The 16835-nt window shown below is 58.5% G+C and carries 15 protein-coding genes and 1 pseudogene; 12 read left to right on the top strand and 4 right to left on the bottom strand.

The window, feature by feature from the left end:
• Window positions 1–293 precede the first annotated feature (293 nt).
• Window positions 294–464, bottom strand: a pseudogene (locus ABIA48_RS09040) (DUF533 domain-containing protein); the annotation flags it as partial.
• Between the two features lie 72 nt (window positions 465–536).
• Between ABIA48_RS09040 and ABIA48_RS09045 the strand changes: the two are divergent.
• The 8 genes from ABIA48_RS09045 to ABIA48_RS09080 all read left to right on the top strand — a co-directional run bounded on the left by ABIA48_RS09045 (window position 537) and on the right by ABIA48_RS09080 (window position 10603).
• Complete coding sequence (locus ABIA48_RS09045; RefSeq protein WP_007975056.1) at window positions 537–1451, top strand: LysR family transcriptional regulator; 915 nt, start codon at window positions 537–539, stop codon at window positions 1449–1451.
• A 147-nt stretch (window positions 1452–1598) separates the two neighbouring features.
• Window positions 1599–3056, top strand: a complete 1458-nt coding sequence (locus ABIA48_RS09050; RefSeq protein WP_429492825.1) for a gamma-aminobutyraldehyde dehydrogenase — start codon at window positions 1599–1601, stop codon at window positions 3054–3056.
• An 83-nt stretch (window positions 3057–3139) separates the two neighbouring features.
• Entirely contained in the window at window positions 3140–4291 is a 1152-nt protein-coding gene (ydcS, locus tag ABIA48_RS09055; RefSeq protein WP_429488035.1) for a putative ABC transporter substrate-binding protein YdcS, read from the top strand.
• Window positions 4292–4500: 209 nt separating this feature from the next.
• Window positions 4501–5538, top strand: coding sequence for an ABC transporter ATP-binding protein (locus ABIA48_RS09060; protein ID WP_429488037.1), 1038 nt, complete (start codon window positions 4501–4503; stop codon window positions 5536–5538).
• Between the two features lies 1 nt (window position 5539).
• On the top strand, window positions 5540–6487 hold the full coding sequence (locus ABIA48_RS09065) for an ABC transporter permease (RefSeq protein WP_429488039.1): 948 nt from the start codon (window positions 5540–5542) through the stop codon (window positions 6485–6487).
• Window positions 6477–7301, top strand: coding sequence for an ABC transporter permease (locus ABIA48_RS09070; RefSeq protein WP_429488041.1), 825 nt, complete (start codon window positions 6477–6479; stop codon window positions 7299–7301). The genes ABIA48_RS09065 and ABIA48_RS09070 overlap by 11 nt, the downstream gene beginning before the upstream one ends.
• Before the next feature lie 167 nt (window positions 7302–7468).
• Window positions 7469–8893, top strand: a complete 1425-nt coding sequence (locus ABIA48_RS09075; RefSeq protein WP_429488043.1) for a gamma-aminobutyraldehyde dehydrogenase — start codon at window positions 7469–7471, stop codon at window positions 8891–8893.
• Window positions 8894–9118: 225 nt separating this feature from the next.
• Complete coding sequence (locus ABIA48_RS09080; RefSeq protein WP_429488045.1) at window positions 9119–10603, top strand: APC family permease; 1485 nt, start codon at window positions 9119–9121, stop codon at window positions 10601–10603.
• A gap of 58 nt (window positions 10604–10661) precedes the next feature.
• On the opposite strand, the gene ABIA48_RS09085 is transcribed toward ABIA48_RS09080, so the two are convergent.
• Together ABIA48_RS09085 and ABIA48_RS09090 are read right to left on the bottom strand one after the other, a co-directional pair.
• On the bottom strand, window positions 10662–11288 hold the full coding sequence (locus ABIA48_RS09085) for an RloB family protein (RefSeq protein ID WP_429488047.1): 627 nt from the start codon (window positions 11286–11288) through the stop codon (window positions 10662–10664).
• 2 nt (window positions 11289–11290) lie between these two features.
• Complete coding sequence (locus ABIA48_RS09090; protein WP_429488049.1) at window positions 11291–12538, bottom strand: AAA family ATPase; 1248 nt, start codon at window positions 12536–12538, stop codon at window positions 11291–11293.
• A gap of 438 nt (window positions 12539–12976) precedes the next feature.
• On the opposite strand from ABIA48_RS09090, the gene ABIA48_RS09095 reads away from it, so the two are divergent.
• The 3 genes from ABIA48_RS09095 to ABIA48_RS09105 all read left to right on the top strand — a co-directional run bounded on the left by ABIA48_RS09095 (window position 12977) and on the right by ABIA48_RS09105 (window position 14313).
• Window positions 12977–13489 carry a BRO-N domain-containing protein gene (locus tag ABIA48_RS09095; protein WP_429488051.1) on the top strand — a complete coding sequence of 171 codons (513 nt, stop codon included), beginning with the start codon at window positions 12977–12979 and terminating at the stop codon, window positions 13487–13489.
• A 307-nt stretch (window positions 13490–13796) separates the two neighbouring features.
• Window positions 13797–14045, top strand: a complete 249-nt coding sequence (locus ABIA48_RS09100; RefSeq protein WP_007985713.1) for a CopG family ribbon-helix-helix protein — start codon at window positions 13797–13799, stop codon at window positions 14043–14045.
• Window positions 14023–14313, top strand: coding sequence for a type II toxin-antitoxin system RelE/ParE family toxin (locus tag ABIA48_RS09105; protein WP_429488054.1), 291 nt, complete (start codon window positions 14023–14025; stop codon window positions 14311–14313). Before ABIA48_RS09100 ends, ABIA48_RS09105 begins: the two co-directional genes overlap by 23 nt.
• 49 nt (window positions 14314–14362) lie before the next feature.
• Here ABIA48_RS09105 and ABIA48_RS09110 read toward each other — a convergent pair whose 3' ends face one another.
• Window positions 14363–14548 carry a hypothetical protein gene (locus tag ABIA48_RS09110; RefSeq protein WP_007985715.1) on the bottom strand — a complete coding sequence of 62 codons (186 nt, stop codon included), beginning with the start codon at window positions 14546–14548 and terminating at the stop codon, window positions 14363–14365.
• A gap of 417 nt (window positions 14549–14965) precedes the next feature.
• Between ABIA48_RS09110 and ABIA48_RS09115 the strand changes: the two genes are divergently transcribed.
• The gene (locus ABIA48_RS09115) at window positions 14966–16594 is read left to right on the top strand and encodes a glucan biosynthesis protein D (RefSeq protein WP_429488056.1); all 1629 of its coding nucleotides are present in this window, start codon (window positions 14966–14968) and stop codon (window positions 16592–16594) included.
• The last annotated feature ends 241 nt before the right edge of the window (window positions 16595–16835 follow it).

Raw genomic sequence — 16835 nt, forward strand, 5'->3', positions numbered from 1 at the left:
CAATCCTCGGGCCTGATTCGAAATGCGGGGGAGTATAGCTGAGGGCGGTGTTTCATTTATAAGACGGTTGCGCGCCACTGCTCATCCCGTTGAAAAAAGGCGGGATGGGCTCCGGGTTGGGAATGTCCGCTAATTGAGGGGATGGGTGTTAGGGGTGATTCAGCAGAAAGGGACCGTGCAATGGTCATCAAGGAATGCGGTATGACTGAAATTGTCATCGCGAGCAGGCTCGCTCCCACAAGTTGTACGCGGTCAATGTGGGAGCGAGCTTGCTCGCGATGGCGGACTGAAGGTTACAGGGAAGCCTGGCGCACCTGCTTTTCCAGTTCGGCTTTCAACCCCGGCTCCAGCTTGAGCTGCCGCGCCAGCTCATCGAGGTAGGACTTCTCCATGAAGTTTTCCTCGTCCACCAGCATCACGCTGGCGATGTACATCTTTTCTGCTTGCCCCTTGAAGCTTGCGGCATAAAGCGGCCTTTCAAAAAAACGATATACACTCTCGCCAATCGATAAAAACAGCCCACCGGGTGCTTTCCCATGATGACCTTGCGCCAGATCCGTCACTTCATTGCCGTGGCCGAGACCGGCTCGATCTCGGCCGCCGCGCAAACCGCGTTCATTTCCCAGTCGACCCTGACCCTGGCGATCCAGCAACTGGAGGAGGAAATCGGCGTCAGCCTGTTCAGTCGCCACGCCAAGGGGATGACCCTGACCCACCAGGGGCATCAATTCCTGCGTCAGGCGCACTTGATCCTGGCCACCGTGGATAACGCCAAACGCAGCCTGCAACAGAGCACCGACCAGGTCGCCGGACAGTTGATCGTCGGTGTGACCAGCCTGGTGGCCGGTTATTACCTGGCGGATTTGCTCACCCGTTTCCAGCGCGCCTACCCCAACGTGGAAATCCGCGTAATGGAAGACGAGCGCCCGTACATCGAGCATTTGCTGGTCAGCGGCGAGATCGATGTCGGCGTGCTGATCCTCTCCAACCTCGAAGACCGCCATGCCCTGCAGACCGAAGTGCTGACCCACTCGCCGCACCGACTGTGGCTGCCGGCCCAGCACCCGCTGCTGGAGCACGACAGTATCAACCTCGCCGATGTGGCCCGCGAACCATTGATTCAACTGAACGTCGATGAAATGGACCGCAACGCCCAGCGCATGTGGTCGGCAGCCTCCCTGCAACCGCGCATCACCCTGCGCACGGCCTCGACCGAAGCGGTGCGAAGCCTGGTGGCTGCCGGCCTGGGCGTGTCGATCCAGCCCGACATGACCTATCGCCCGTGGTCATTGGAGGGCGACATCATCGAAGCGCGACCGATTGCCGACCTCAGCCAGACCCTCGATGTCGGCCTCGCCTGGCGTCGCGGCACTGCGCGCCCGGCGCTGGTGGACCCGTTCCTTACGGTCGCCCGCGAACAACCCCACGGCGGGCGTAAGCCATCTATTTAATCGAACGCCACCTTCAGTATTTAGTATTTGTTGTCCTCGGGTCCGCGCACTAGTCTTGTGACTTCTAATAAAGACGGCCGGGCTCCAGTCACAGGGAGCGCTGCCATGTCTACACAAGAAGCCACACAAAAGAAGAGAACCCGAAAAATGGCTGGCGCGCAGACCCCGTTGTTCACCGCATTGTTGATTGATGGTGAATTAGTCGCCGGTCAAGGCTGCGTCGAGCCGATTATCAACCCGGCCACTGGCGAAGTGCTGACGCAAATTGCCGAAGCCAGCACCGAGCAAGTCGAAGCAGCGATCCTCGCCGCGAATCGCGCTTTTGCCGGTTGGTCACGGACCACGCCACAGCAGCGTTCGAACCTGCTGCTGGAAATCGCCAACGTCATCGAAAAAAACGCCGACCTGCTCGCCCGCCTCGAAGCCATGAACTGCGGCAAGCCGTTGCACCTGGCCCGTCAGGACGACTTGAATGCCACGGTCGACGTGTTCCGCTTCTTCGCCGGTGCCGTGCGCTGCCAGACCGGCCAGCTCAGCGGCGAATACCTGCCGGGCTACACCAGCATGGTCCGTCGCGATCCTATCGGGGTCGTGGCGTCGATTGCGCCGTGGAACTACCCGATCATGATGGCCGCGTGGAAAATCGCCCCGGCCCTCGCCGCCGGCAATACCCTGGTGTTCAAGCCGTCGGAACACACGCCCCTGTCGATCCTGGCCCTGGCTCCGGCGCTGGCCGAGATCCTGCCACGCGGGGTGATCAACATTATTTGCGGTGGCGGCGAAGGCGTCGGCAGCCATTTGGTCAGCCATCCGAAGATCCGTATGGTGTCGCTGACCGGCGATATCGTCACTGGCCAGAAAATTCTTCAAGCCGCCGCCAAAACCCTCAAGCGCACACATCTTGAACTCGGTGGCAAGGCCCCGGTGATCGTCTGCAACGATGCCGACATCCAGGCCGTGGTCGAAGGCGTGCGCACCTACGGCTATTACAACGCCGGCCAGGATTGCACCGCTGCTTGCCGCATTTATGCCCAGGCCGGGATTCATGACCGTTTGGTGGCCGAACTCGGCGCGGCGGTCAGCAGCCTGCGCTTCGCCGGTAAACGCGACGCCGACAATGAAATCGGTCCATTGATCAGCACCCGCCAGCGCGACCGCGTGGCCAGTTTTGTCGAACGCGCCCTCGGCCAGCCGCATATCGAACGAGTGACTGGCGCGGCGGTGCATTCCGGCGCCGGCTTCTATTACCAGCCGACTCTGCTCGCCGGCTGCAAGCAAAGTGACGAGATCGTTCAGCGCGAAGTGTTCGGGCCGGTGGTCACCGTGACCCGCTTCGATGAACTGGAACAGGCGGTGGACTGGGCCAACGATTCGGAATACGGCCTGGCTTCGTCGGTCTGGACCCAGAACCTCGACAAGGCCATGCAGGTTGCGGCGCGCCTGCAGTACGGCTGCACCTGGATCAACAGCCATTTCATGCTGGTCAGCGAAATGCCCCATGGCGGCCTGAAACGTTCGGGCTACGGCAAGGACCTGTCCAGCGATTCGCTTCAGGACTACAGCGTGGTGCGGCACATCATGGCCCGCCACGGCGAGCATCTCTGACTACGCTTATAACAAGCCGCCAACGGCATGCTTCACCACGTTCACAACTGCCCCGACCATAATTTGAAGAAGAGGGAAATTCCATGTTCGTGCACAAGACCGCACTGCTCAGTGCAATCACCACCGCGCTGCTGGCCAGCGCCAGTGTCCAGGCCGCCGAGCCGCTCAAAGCTGTCGGGGCTGGCGAGGGCCAACTGGATATTGTGGCCTGGCCTGGCTACATCGAACGTGGCGAGAGCGACAAGGCCTACGACTGGGTAACCGGTTTCGAGAAGGAAACCGGCTGCAAGGTCAACGTCAAGACGGCGGGCACCTCCGACGAAATGGTCAGCCTGATGGCCAAGGGTGGTTACGATCTGGTGACGGCGTCGGGCGATGCCTCCCTGCGCCTGATCGTCGGCAAGCGTGTGCAGCCGATCAACACGGCGTTGATCCCGAACTGGAAAAACCTCGACCCGCGCCTCAAGGATGGACCGTGGTACGTGGTCAACAAGCAGACTTACGGCACCCCGTATCAATGGGGCCCGAACGTGTTGATGTACAACACCAACGTGTTCAAGACCGCGCCCACCAGCTGGGGCGTGCTGTTCAACCCGGAAAACCTGCCGGACGGCAAGCCGAACAAGGGCCGCGTGCAAGCCTATGACGGCCCGATCTACATTGCCGATGCGGCGCTGTACCTGAAGAGCGCCAAGCCGGAGCTGGGCATCCAGAACCCCTACGAACTGACCGAAGCCCAGTACAAGGCCGTGCTCGACCTGTTGCGCGCCCAGCAGCCGTTGATCCACCGCTACTGGCACGACACCACCGTGCAAATGAGCGACTTCAAGAACGAAGGCGTGGTCGCCTCCAGTTCGTGGCCGTATCAGGTCAACGGCCTGATGAATGAGAAACAGCCAATCGCCTCGACCATCCCGAAAGAAGGCGCCACCGGTTGGGCCGACACCACCATGATGCATGCCGAGGCCAAGCACCCGAACTGCGCCTACAAGTGGATGGACTGGTCGCTGCAACCGAAAGTCCAGGGTGATGTCGCGGCGTGGTTCGGCTCGTTGCCAGCGGTTCCGGCGGCGTGCAAGGAGAGCGAATTGCTCGGCGTCGAAGGCTGCAAGACCAACGGTTTCGACCAGTTCGACAAGATCGCCTTCTGGAAAACCCCGCAGGCTGAAGGCGGCAAGTTCGTGCCGTACAGCCGCTGGACCCAGGACTACATCGCGATCATGGGCGGTAGGTAGTTTGTGAGATGACACCGCCCCTGTGGGAGCGGGCTTGCTCGCGAAGAGGCCATCACATCCAGCATTGATGTTGCCTGACACGCTGCATTCGCGAGCAAGCCCGCTCCCACAGGGGATATCTACAGCCAACACACCGTATTCGATTCAGATTTTTCAGAAGTCCAGGCAGGGCCGCTGCGACGGCCTTCGCCTTTTTGGAGCACCGCACCATGACGCTTGCAGTCCAGTTCACCAACGTTTCCCGGCAATTCGGCGAAGTGAAAGCCGTAGACCGGGTTTCCATCGACATCCAGGACGGCGAGTTCTTCTCCATGCTGGGGCCTTCCGGCTCGGGCAAAACCACCTGTTTGCGCCTGATCGCCGGTTTTGAACAGCCGAGCGCAGGTTCCATCCGTATTCATGGCGCAGAGGCCGCCCACCTGCCGCCGTACCAGCGCGACGTGAACACCGTGTTCCAGGATTACGCGCTGTTCCCGCACATGAACGTTCGCGATAACGTCGCCTACGGTTTGAAAGTCAAAGGCATCGGCAAGACCGAGCGCCTCAAGCGCGCCGAAGAATCCCTGGAGATGGTCGCCCTCGGCGGCTACGGCGACCGCAAGCCGGTGCAGCTCTCCGGCGGTCAGCGCCAACGTGTAGCCCTGGCCCGCGCTTTGGTCAACCGTCCACGGGTGCTGCTGCTCGACGAACCCCTCGGCGCGCTCGACCTGAAGCTGCGCGAGCAAATGCAAGGCGAATTGAAGAAGCTGCAACGCCAGCTCGGCATCACCTTCATTTTCGTCACCCACGACCAGACCGAAGCGCTGTCGATGTCCGACCGCGTCGCGGTGTTCAACAAGGGCCGCATCGAACAGGTCGACAGCCCGCGCAACCTGTACATGAAACCGGCCACTACCTTCGTCGCGGAATTCGTTGGCACCTCCAATGTGATTCGCGGCGAACTGGCCAGGCAGTTGAGTGGCAATCCGCAGCCGTTCTCGATTCGCCCGGAACACGTGCGTTTCGCCGACGGCCCGCTGGCCAGCCACGAAATCGAAGTCAGCGGCTTGTTGCATGACATTCAGTACCAGGGCAGCGCGACTCGTTATGAGTTGAAACTGGAAAATGGCCAGACCCTGAACATCAGCCAGGCCAACAATCAATGGCACGATACCAGCGCCCAACACCAAACCGGGCAGCGCATCAGCGCACGCTGGGCGCGTGAAGCCATGATTGCGTTGCACGACACCGTTGCGGGCGGGGTGTGACATGAACACCTTGGCTGTCTCTCAAACCCGGACGGGCGCCTCGCCGTTGCGCCGGTTCTCCAATTTGCTGTATCGCCGGCCTAACCTCTATCTGTCGATGCTGCTGGTGCCACCGCTGCTGTGGTTCGGCGCGATCTACCTGGGCTCGTTGCTGGTACTGCTGTGGCAAGGTCTCTACACCTTCGATGACTTCACCATGGCAGTCACCCCTGACCTGACCCTGGCGAACCTCACCGCGCTGTTCCAGCCGTCGAACTTCGACATCATCCTGCGCACCCTGGGCATGGCGATAGTCGTGTCGATTGCCAGCGCCTTCGTTGCGTTCCCGATTGCCTACTACATGGCGCGCTACACCACCGGCAAGACCAAGGCGTTTTTCTACATCGCGGTGATGATGCCGATGTGGGCCAGTTACATCGTCAAGGCTTACGCCTGGACGCTGCTGCTGGCCAAGGGCGGCGTGGCGCAGTGGTTCGTGCAGCACCTGGGGCTGGAACCGGTTCTGCAACTGGTGCTGGGCATTCCGGGCGTAGGTGGCAGTACTTTGTCGACCTCGCACCTGGGGCGCTTCATGGTGTTGGTCTACATCTGGCTGCCGTTCATGATCCTGCCGATCCAGGCTGCGCTGGAACGCCTGCCGCCTTCGTTGCTGCAAGCCTCCGCCGACCTCGGTGCCAAGCCGCGCCAGACCTTCATGCAAGTGATTCTGCCGCTGTCGGTCCCCGGCATCGCCGCCGGTTCGATCTTCACGTTCTCGCTGACCCTGGGTGACTTCATCGTGCCGCAACTGGTCGGTCCGCCCGGCTACTTCGTCGGCAGCATGGTGTACGCCCAACAGGGCGCGATCGGCAACATGCCGATGGCCGCTGCGTTCACCCTGGTGCCGATCATACTGATCGCCATTTACCTGTCCATCGTCAAACGTCTGGGGGCCTTCGATGCACTCTGACTCTTCATCTCAAGGGCAGGCCTCTTTAGGCTTGAAAATCGCCGCCTGGGGCGGGTTGGTGTTCCTGCACTTCCCGATCCTGATCATCTTCCTGTACGCCTTCAACACCGAAGACGCAGCGTTCAGCTTCCCGCCCAAGGGCTTCACCCTGAAGTGGTTCAGCGTGGCGTTCTCGCGACCGGACGTGCTCGAAGCGATCAAGCTGTCGTTGCAGATCGCCTCGATTGCCACCCTGATAGCCATGGTCCTCGGCACGCTGGCTTCCGCCGCGTTGTACCGCCGGGACTTCTTCGGCAAGCAAGGCATCTCGCTGATGCTGATCCTGCCGATTGCCTTGCCGGGGATCATTACCGGGATCGCGTTGCTGGCGACGTTCAAGACACTGGGCATTGAACCTGGGATGTTCACCATCATCGTCGGTCACGCGACCTTCTGTGTGGTGATCGTCTACAACAACGTGATCGCCCGGTTGCGCCGCACTTCCCACAGTTTGATCGAAGCCTCGATGGACCTCGGCGCCGACGGCTGGCAGACCTTCCGCTACATCATCCTGCCGAACCTCGGCTCGGCGTTGCTGGCCGGCGGCATGTTGGCGTTTGCCCTGTCGTTCGACGAAATCATTGTCACCACCTTCACCGCCGGCCATGAACGGACCCTGCCACTGTGGCTGCTCAACCAACTCAGCCGCCCACGGGACGTGCCGGTGACCAACGTCGTGGCGATGCTGGTGATGATCGTGACCATGCTGCCGATCCTCGGCGCCTATTACCTGACCCGTGGTGGCGAAAGCGTGGCGGGCAGTGGCGGGAAATAACCGAATAACTGAAGGAACAGAGTTCCTGTGGGAGCGGGCTTGCTCGCGAAGAGGCCATCACAGTCAACAGTGATGGTGACTGATACACCGCTTTCGCGAGCAAGCCCGCTCCCACAGGGGCCGGTTTCCACAGAGAAAAAACAACAGTTGCGAAGAGGACAAATGCCATGCAAACCAAACTCTTGATCAACGGCCAACTGCTCGACGGCGAAGGCCCCGCCCAACCGGTGTTCAACCCGGCGCTGGGTCGTGTGTTGGTGGAAATCAACGAAGCCAGCGAAGCCCAGGTCGATGCCGCGGTGCGCGCCGCCGACGGGGCATTCGACAGCTGGTCGCAAACCCCGCCGAAAGCGCGTTCGCTGCTGCTGCTCAAACTCGCCGATGCCATTGAGGCCCACGGCGAAGAGCTGGCCAAACTGGAATCGGACAACTGCGGCAAGCCTTACAGCGCCGCGCTGAACGACGAAATCCCGGCGATTGCCGACGTGTTCCGCTTCTTCGCTGGCGCCAGCCGTTGCATGAGCGGTTCGGCCGGTGGCGAATACCTGCCGGGGCACACCTCGATGATCCGTCGCGACCCGGTGGGGGTGATCGCCTCCATCGCGCCGTGGAACTACCCGCTGATGATGGTGGCCTGGAAAATCGCCCCGGCCCTTGCCGCCGGTAATACCGTGGTACTCAAGCCGTCGGAACAAACCCCGCTGACCGCCCTGCGCCTGGCCGAACTGGCATCGGAAATCTTCCCGGCCGGCGTGCTCAATCTGGTATTTGGCCGTGGTCCTACCGTTGGTAGCCCGCTGGTCAGCCATCCGAAAGTGCGCATGGTGTCGCTGACCGGTTCGATTGCCACCGGTTCGAACATCATTTCCAGCACTGCCGACAGCGTCAAACGCATGCACATGGAACTGGGCGGCAAGGCCCCGGTGATCATTTTCGATGACGCCGACATCGACGCCGCTGTCGAAGGCATCCGCACCTTCGGTTTCTACAATGCCGGCCAGGACTGCACCGCCGCCTGCCGCATTTATGCGCAGGAAGGTATCTACGAGAAGTTCGTCGAGAAGCTCGGCACTGCGGTCAGCAGCATCAAGTACGGCTTGCAGGATGATCCGTCCACCGAACTCGGCCCGCTGATCACCGCGCAACACCGCGACCGCGTTGCCGGTTTCGTCGAACGCGCCATTGCTCAGCCGCACATTCGCTTGATCACTGGCGGCAAAGCGGTGGACGGCGATGGCTTCTTCTTCGAGCCGACCGTACTGGCCGACGCACAACAGGACGACGAAATCGTCCGTCGCGAAGTGTTCGGGCCAGTGGTGTCGGTGACCAGATTCAGAGATGAAGCGCAGGTACTCGGCTGGGCCAACGATTCGGACTACGGCCTGGCGTCGTCGGTGTGGACCGCCGACGTCGGTCGTGCCCATCGCCTGTCGGCCCGCTTGCAGTACGGCTGCACCTGGGTAAATACGCACTTCATGCTGGTCAGCGAAATGCCTCACGGCGGTCAGAAACTGTCCGGCTACGGCAAGGACATGTCCATGTACGGGCTGGAGGACTACACCGTCGTGCGGCATGTGATGTTCAAGCACTAAAAGCTTCGCGAGCAAGCCCGCTCCCACCTTTGACCGCATTCCCCTGTGGGAGCGGGCTTGCTCGCGAAGAGGTCACTTCGGTTTCAAGGCAGAAACCGGCAATACGCACCACCAGGCTCCACAGCAAAAAAAACAAAACAATAACCACCGATCCGGGCGGTGCCCTCAAGGCCCCGTCACGGTTTCGGACATCCGAAATCTGCCGATTTTCCGGAGCAAACACACATGAGTGCATCACCCGATCTCTCTGTAGCCCTTGCCGACAGCGATGCCGAGCAACTACGCAAGCTGGGTTACACCTCCAACTTCAATCGCAGCATGAGCCTGTGGGAAAACTTCGCCCTGGGCTTCACCTACCTGTCCCCGGTCGTCGGGGTTTATACCCTGTTCGGCCTGTGCCTGGCCGCGGGCGGGCCACCGATGTTCTGGGCTTATCTGCTGGTCGGTTGTGGCCAGTTGCTGGTGTGCCTGATCTTCGGCGAAGTGGTTTCGCAGTTCCCGATTTCCGGTGGTGTGTACCCATGGGCCCGCCGCCTGGTGGGCAAGCGCTGGGCATGGATGGTTGGCTGGATCTACTCCATCGCCCTGTGTGTGACCATCGCGGCGGTTGCCGTGGGTGCCGGTCCGTACCTCGCCGCCATGATGGGCTTCGAACCGAACAACAACACCAACATTGTCATCGCCCTGGTGCTGACGCTGTTCGCCACCCTGGTCAACCTCAGCGGCACCAAAGTGCTGGCGCGGATCGCCATGTTCGGCTTCCTCTGCGAACTGGTGGGCGCGGTTATCGTCGGCGTTTACCTGCTGATTTTCGAGCGTCATCAACCCATCAGCGTGTTGCTCAATACCTTCGATATCAGCGTCGACGGCTCGTACCTGCCGGCGTTTCTCACCGCGTCGCTGGCGGGGATGTTTCTGTACTACGGCTTCGAGGCCTGCGGCGACGTGGCCGAAGAAACCCCGAACCCGAGCAAGCAGATTCCGGTGGCCATGCGCATGACCATCTACATCGGCGGCATCGCCGCAATGTTCGCCTGCCTGGCGCTGATCCTGGCCGTGCCGGACATGCAAGCGGTGATCAACGGCACCGACAAGGACCCGGTCACCACCATCCTCAACAACGCGTTCGGACCGGTGGGTTCGAAAGTGGTGATGGGCGTGGTGATGATTTCCTTCATCTCCTGTGTCATCAGCCTGCAAGCAGCGGCCAGTCGTTTGCTGTATTCCTACGCCCGCGACGAAATGGTTATCGGCAGCCGACTGCTGAAGAAGATTTCCCCTACGACTCAGGTACCAGTTGCCGCGCTGTTTGTGTCCGGCGTCCTGCCGGCACTGATCATCATCCTCGGCTTCTTCCTGCAAGACGCGGTAGCCACCATCGTCAGCTTCGCGGCAATCGGCATCTACCTGGCGTTCCAGATGATCGTACTCGCGGCCCTGTACGCCCGCATGAAAGGCTGGAAACCGAGCGGTAAATTCTCCCTCGGTGCCTGGGGCTGGGCGGTGAACATCGGCGCGCTGGTCTATGGTGTCGGTGCCATCATCAACATGGCCTGGCCACGGACACCCGATGCCGCGTGGTACATCAACTACGCCATGGTCCTGAGTACTGCCATCGTTATTGGTTTGGGCTTGCTCTACATGTGGATCGCCAAACCGTATGACCACGGTACGGCGCCTGCGGGGGATGCGTGGAAGATTAGTCGGTAACGGACTCGCCCCTCGTTCAATCACCCTGCCCGCAGTGATGCGGGCAGGATTCGGCGGGTTAGATCAGCAACGGTTTGGAGAGAGCTTCGAATTCATCCATCAGCAAGTGAATCTCGGTACTGGGGTTGGGTTCGCCGCTAATGGCGACGTCCTCGAGGATTTTCGGTGCCAAGGTTCTTGCTGTCTGGAATGGCTCACCCAGCAGTTGAGCAAAGTAACTGATGTCTTTGCCTTTCTCGTACTTATCCATGCAGGGTTTTTCTCTCAGACTCTTGGTCACTAATTCTCCCGGAGAATACTTCCCGACAGCTCTGAAAGGTTTCCGACTGAAACCAAAGTGCAGCAGAAGCCAAAACTCAAAACAGGGATACGATGCAATGACTCTGATCTTTGGATGGGCTCTCGCAACATTCAATGCACGCTGAAAACAGAGGTGTGTATCGCGATCCAACACACAAAACACTTTGTCGAAGCTCTTCTGCCGAAGGATTGCTCGCTCAACAATGCCACTCGGATGCGTGACGCCGCAGTGAACAATTTCAACCTGGGCCATGGCCCGAAAATGTAATGCGGCCTCTTCCAGATAGCGCTTTCCTGATTTGCTGTCCTCGCAGAGCACCAACACTTTAGGTTGAGGCTTAAACCGCGATGCCTTGCGATCAAATGACTTGCCTGGGCTTGCCATGCTCACCCCTGCCTTATAAGCGGCAATCCGCGATAACGGCCCTCAAAGTAGCGCTTCTCGACATCCTCACTCTCTCGACCCTCAAAATCGTGAACGGAAAACAAACACGTGGCGCAATTGACGTCACGCTCGGTAATCCAGAACTGATCCCGGCGCAAAATCTTTTCATTCATGAGGTGTGTGTCATGAGTTGTAAAAATCAACTGGGTATCAAGGCCACTATCCAAATGTTTGTCGATCAAGTCCGTGACGATGTCCGGGTGAAGACTGCTATTGAGTTCATCGACACAGAGCACTCCGCTGCCCCCGGCCTGATTGATCATGAACCAGGGCAACCAAAAGCCGATCAGGTTCTTTGTACCGCAAGACTCTTCCGAAAAATCAAACTCCGCATCACCTGACTGACTGGAGTGCGTGAGGGTTACTTTGTTCTTTTGAGCCGTCGCAAAGATCTCCTTCAGGGTGGTTTTTTTATTGTTGTGAAGCGTATCGACATCGTCTGGATTGAGCTCGATGGCTGAGACCGGAATGTCCAATGCCTTGAGAAAGTCTCGAAGATCGTTCGTACGATTCGACACCATTTGAAGAAACCGGATCGACGCCGTCGACAACTCCATCATGCTGTTATGTTCAACCACGAGAAGACCGGTTTGGAACCAACCGAACGGAACCCGCAATTGAGTCAACTCTTCACTGCTGTTTGTCACTGCCTGCGCGAGAAAGAGCATTTTCGGGCTCGTCAGTCGTCGCCAAGCGCAATGCACCTCTTTACCGCCTTCAAGCGTTTTCCCGAAAACGTAACGCTCTCCTTCCCCGTCGAATTGGCGGTCATACAGAAGCGTTTCTTTCCCTTTCGGATAGCAGACCAGTTGTTCTTGAACAATCCGCTGCCCAGTCAATCCGATTACAAACCGATAGCGCAGCCCAGCTTGAATGAAGTTGTACTCAAATACGCTGGGGGCATTCTTCAATGTGCAATCGAAACGAAAAGGTGAAACCGATAACGGCTCATCACTTGCTTTAGGTGTCGCAAGCAAGCGCCCGACGACCCCCATCGCACGAACCAGTGAAGACTTACCGGAAGCGTTTGGGCCGTATATCGCGGCGACCTTCAACAAGTCGGGGAGCTTTTCTGCGCTGGAAGGTTTGAATGTATTACGCGTCTTGCTCAGTCGAGGCGTTGCCGCCATGGACAAGGTTTGCTTGTCACGGATCGAGCGGTAATTGGAAACTGAAAATTCGATCAGCATGGAGAAAACCTGCAGTTCATTCCTTGGATTCGAATAAATAACGGAAAAACTGCACTTCAGGTGCCGCTTCTCTGCAGCCCGTGCAAAAACAGGAAATTCCTACAGATACAGCCTTCCTGAAAAAACCTCGATTCCTACATCAAGCGTCGCCAGAGTAGACTTGGCGCCGCGAGCGCCTGACCGATAGGCTTCATCCCGTCGCTGCCAAATCAGCGACCCGGAGTCGAAGCCGGAACATATCAACATGGCGCATCCGCGCCCCCCATATGAGCTGAGGCATTTTTTGCCTTTCAGTTTCGCGTTATGGCGGGCCGTGTGGCGCGGGCCTCTCGGCTTCCATGTTGATCGAGAATGTTCCGACTTCGAACGCCGCACGGTCCGCCACCCTAATCTGTCGAAGGATTAGTGGCGGCTCCACTTTCAACATGGAGTCGGAAAATGCAAAAGCACACGTCAAATTCACCTGAAACACATCCCTGTTTCACCCCCACCGTTTTCACCCGCCACAACCGTTTCCTCCACACCTTCATGCTGGATCATCAAGCCTGGTTCTGCGTCCAGGATCTGGGACGCTTGATGGGCAAACCATTGAATGAACGACTCACCCTGAAACTCGATCCCGATCAGCGGCGTAGTGTCTGGTTGCTCAAGGACGGAAAAACGGTCGAGACACTGATAGTCAGCGAATCAGGTATGTATGCCTTGCTGGTTCATCATTTCGCTCCGGAAAACTGCCACCTGCGCCAATGGTTGAGCAATGAAGTCATACCGCTGCTGCGGGATGCGAAGTCAGAGCCTGTGGAAAACCTGCCAAGCCTGAGTTCCTTGCATTGGGCCGGAATTACGGTGCCATTGCTGCATTGGCAGCATCAGGCATGGATCAAATGGCGAGACATGCCTGAATTGATGCACGTACAGCGACCCTATCCGGTTGCGGGCACCTGCCGCTGAGTCTTTAGTCATTAATGAAAATGGGGGGACTCTTCAGTTCGCCCCATTTGCTGTATGACCACGGCATCGCAGCTTCCAGAGAGGTGTGAAAGGTGAGTCGATAAGAGCCTTCGCCCCAATGCCAGTGGGCAGCGGAGTCCTCAGCCTGCTTACAAGGCAATTACTCGCAACATTTCCCCCTCGTCCATTGCGGTATCACTGGCTAGAGTGTCTTTTACCCAAGCACGTGGTAACGGTTGACGAACATCGCGGTACAACCTAGGGTGTTTACGTGGTTTACAGCGTATACATATTGAGGAAAGCCGCCATGGCCTCGCCCGTTCTATCTTTTCGTGTCGAAGAGCTTTTGGCTCAACAATTGGATCAACTGGCAGCAGCCACTGATCGCGACCGTCAATATCATCTCAAACGTGCACTGGTTCGATATGTGGAAGCTGAGTCCTGGCATCTACAAGCCATCAGCGAAGGTATAGCCGATGCCGATGCTGGGAAACTCACCGATCTGGACGCCGTGAAGGCTAAGTGGGAAAAACGTGCCGAAAGTAGTACTGACTGAAAAAGCGGAAAGCGATCTCGACAATATTCATGAGCACTACCTAGAGTCCGTTGGCGCAGACACCGCCATAAAGCTCATCTCGACGATCTTGCAGTCCTTCCAACAACTGGAGCAGTTTCCCGGCTCAGGCAGACCTTCCGTCATGCCAGATGTGCGAGAACTGGTACTTGATCGTTACCCCTTCATTGCTCCATACCGATTTGCCCATGGGCAAATTCAAGTTTTGCGAGTGCTGCATCAACGAATGGAGCGCTCGCAAGATTGGTAAAAAGGCCCCCAGCCGCGACAATCTTGCCGCGACTGAATGCCCCTCCTGCTCAAAACCGCGAAACACTCCTCATCGCATCCACCAGATACCGCATCGCAATCCGGTCGTTCTCCGACAGTTCCCGATAGCGCTCCACCAGTTTCATCTCCTCGGAATTCAGCCGGCGTCTTTGCCGTCCGCTGGTCAGGCACGGAAAGATTCCCAACATTTCGGTGATGTTCTGTACTTTCGACATGGACGATGTCCTTCTCTAGACGTCAAAGAAACTGCAAAAAACCGCATCGCCCTATCCCTTTTTCAGCAGCCGCCGGGTGCTCACTGAACCGCACCGGTCCGAAGGGCATAAACCGGTCATAAGCACAGAATAGAAATATTCCGGGCGCTGAAAAGCGTTTTTTAGAGTAATTAGTCGAAAAAAGCAGAAATGCCCTTTAAATCAGAAACCCCTGTCGGAATTGTTTCCCGACATGTCTTGTTTCATTGCCGGGCTAGCGCCGTGCCATCAATCAATTCAGCTCTGCAATCGAACGGTTTAAGCTATCCGGCATCTGTTTAAAGTCCGTTGCGTTTGGCCGAAGGCATGTCCGAACCGATATTTCTGATCCAGTACGTGCCAGGAACGGCGCGGGATTGTTCACGACAGGTTGTATATATGCACCGCAGGAATTTGCTCAAAGCCTCCATGGCCATCGCGGCCTACACCGGCTTGTCCGCCACGGGACTGCTAGCCGCCCAAGCCTGGGCCGCCAGCGGCGGCACCGCTGATGGCGAGGCCACTGCATTCGATTTCGAGGCGCTGAAACTCCAGGCCAAACAGCTCGCCAGCAATCGCTATCAGGACACCAAGCAACAGTTGCCACCGACCCTGGCAACCATGACGCCGCAGAACTTCAACGCGATCCGCTACGACGCCAGTCACTCCTTGTGGAATGACCTGAACGGTCAGCTGGATGTGCAGTTTTTCCACGTCGGCATGGGTTTCAAGCAGCCGGTACGCATGTACAGCGTCGACCCCAAGACCCGCCAGGCGCGTGAGGTACATTTCCGCCCATCGTTGTTCAACTATGAACAAACCACGGTCGACACCACCCAGCTCAAGGGCGATCTGGGGTTCTCCGGCTTCAAGCTGTTCAAGGCCCCGGAACTGGACAAGCACGACGTCGTGTCCTTCCTCGGTGCCAGTTACTTCCGGGCGGTGGACGCCACCGGCCAGTACGGTTTGTCAGCCCGTGGCCTGGCGATCGATACCTATGCCAGCAAGCGTGAAGAATTCCCCGACTTCACCAAATTCTGGTTCGAGACGCCGGACAAGGACAGCACCCGCTTCGTGGTCTACGCCCTGCTCGACTCGCCGAGCGCCACCGGCGCCTATCGTTTCGATATCGATTGCCAGGCCGAGCGCGTGGTGATGGAGATCGACGCCCACGTCAATGCACGTACCGCCATCGACCAACTGGGCATCGCGCCGATGACCAGCATGTTCAGTTGCGGTACCCACGAACGCCGGATGTGCGACACCATTCACCCGCAGATCCACGACTCCGATCGCCTGGCCATGTGGCGCGGCAACGGCGAGTGGGTCTGCCGTCCGCTGAACAATCCGGCGACCCTGCAATTCAATGCCTTCGCCGACAAGGACCCGAAAGGTTTCGGCCTGGTGCAGACCGACCATGAGTTCGCCAGCTATCAGGACACCGTCGACTGGTACAGCCGCCGCCCGAGCCTGTGGGTCGAGCCGACCACCGCATGGGGCGAAGGCTCGGTCGATCTGCTGGAAATTCCTACGACCGGCGAAACCATGGACAACATCGTCGCCTTCTGGACCCCGAAGAAACCGGTGGCTGCCGGCGATTCGCTGAACTACGGCTACAAGCTCTACTGGAGCGCACTGCCACCGGTCGGCACACCGCTGGCGCGGGTCAATGCGACCCGTTCGGGCATGGGCGGCTTCACCGAAGGCTGGGCACCCGGCGAGCATTACCCGCCAGTCTGGGCCCGTCGTTTTGCCGTGGACTTCACCGGCGGCGGCCTGGACCGATTGCCTGAAGGCGCGGGCATCGAGCCGGTGGTCACTTGCTCGAACGGCGAGGTCAAGGACTTCAGCATCCTCAAGCTGGATGACATCAAGGGCTATCGCATTCTGTTTGACTGGTACCCGACCAATGACAGCGTCGAGCCTGTCGAGCTGCGCCTGTTCATCCGCACCAACGAGCGCACACTGAGTGAAACCTGGCTGTACCAGTACTTCCCGCCCGCCCCGGACAAGCGCAAATATCCCTGATCGACGGGTTGCGCCCAATCAGTATTCGGTTTTCCGAACGCGACCTGCCGGTCGGTTCGGTTAACCGGATCATCGCACTGAAATTTCAGCGCAAAAAATATTTAATTCCCTTTCAAATCAACACTTTGACTAATTGCGACTGGTCTGGCACGAGTCATGCTCTACACTTCTTCGACGAATATCCTTTGCGCCTACTCATCGTAGCGTTCAGGTGTTTTGCTGCACAAAAAGGGCCGATGAA

This window comes from Pseudomonas sp. S30_BP2TU TE3576 (assembly GCF_050436025.1).
Taxonomy (GTDB): domain Bacteria; phylum Pseudomonadota; class Gammaproteobacteria; order Pseudomonadales; family Pseudomonadaceae; genus Aquipseudomonas.

What these genes read in the sequence shown, in the direction of transcription:
- ABIA48_RS09045 (WP_007975056.1), top strand. Translation starts at nt 537, where the DNA reads ATGATGACCTTGCGCCAGATCCGTCACTTCATTGCCGTGGCCGAGACC.
- ABIA48_RS09050 (WP_429492825.1), top strand. Translation starts at nt 1,599, where the DNA reads ATGGCTGGCGCGCAGACCCCGTTGTTCACCGCATTGTTGATTGATGGT.
- ydcS (WP_429488035.1), top strand. Translation starts at nt 3,140, where the DNA reads ATGTTCGTGCACAAGACCGCACTGCTCAGTGCAATCACCACCGCGCTG.
- ABIA48_RS09060 (WP_429488037.1), top strand. Translation starts at nt 4,501, where the DNA reads ATGACGCTTGCAGTCCAGTTCACCAACGTTTCCCGGCAATTCGGCGAA.
- ABIA48_RS09065 (WP_429488039.1), top strand. Translation starts at nt 5,540, where the DNA reads ATGAACACCTTGGCTGTCTCTCAAACCCGGACGGGCGCCTCGCCGTTG.
- ABIA48_RS09070 (WP_429488041.1), top strand. Translation starts at nt 6,477, where the DNA reads ATGCACTCTGACTCTTCATCTCAAGGGCAGGCCTCTTTAGGCTTGAAA.
- ABIA48_RS09075 (WP_429488043.1), top strand. Translation starts at nt 7,469, where the DNA reads ATGCAAACCAAACTCTTGATCAACGGCCAACTGCTCGACGGCGAAGGC.
- ABIA48_RS09080 (WP_429488045.1), top strand. Translation starts at nt 9,119, where the DNA reads ATGAGTGCATCACCCGATCTCTCTGTAGCCCTTGCCGACAGCGATGCC.
- ABIA48_RS09085 (WP_429488047.1), bottom strand. Translation starts at nt 11,288, where the DNA reads ATGGCAAGCCCAGGCAAGTCATTTGATCGCAAGGCATCGCGGTTTAAG.
- ABIA48_RS09090 (WP_429488049.1), bottom strand. Translation starts at nt 12,538, where the DNA reads ATGCTGATCGAATTTTCAGTTTCCAATTACCGCTCGATCCGTGACAAG.
- ABIA48_RS09095 (WP_429488051.1), top strand. Translation starts at nt 12,977, where the DNA reads ATGCAAAAGCACACGTCAAATTCACCTGAAACACATCCCTGTTTCACC.
- ABIA48_RS09100 (WP_007985713.1), top strand. Translation starts at nt 13,797, where the DNA reads ATGGCCTCGCCCGTTCTATCTTTTCGTGTCGAAGAGCTTTTGGCTCAA.
- ABIA48_RS09110 (WP_007985715.1), bottom strand. Translation starts at nt 14,548, where the DNA reads ATGTCGAAAGTACAGAACATCACCGAAATGTTGGGAATCTTTCCGTGC.
- ABIA48_RS09115 (WP_429488056.1), top strand. Translation starts at nt 14,966, where the DNA reads ATGCACCGCAGGAATTTGCTCAAAGCCTCCATGGCCATCGCGGCCTAC.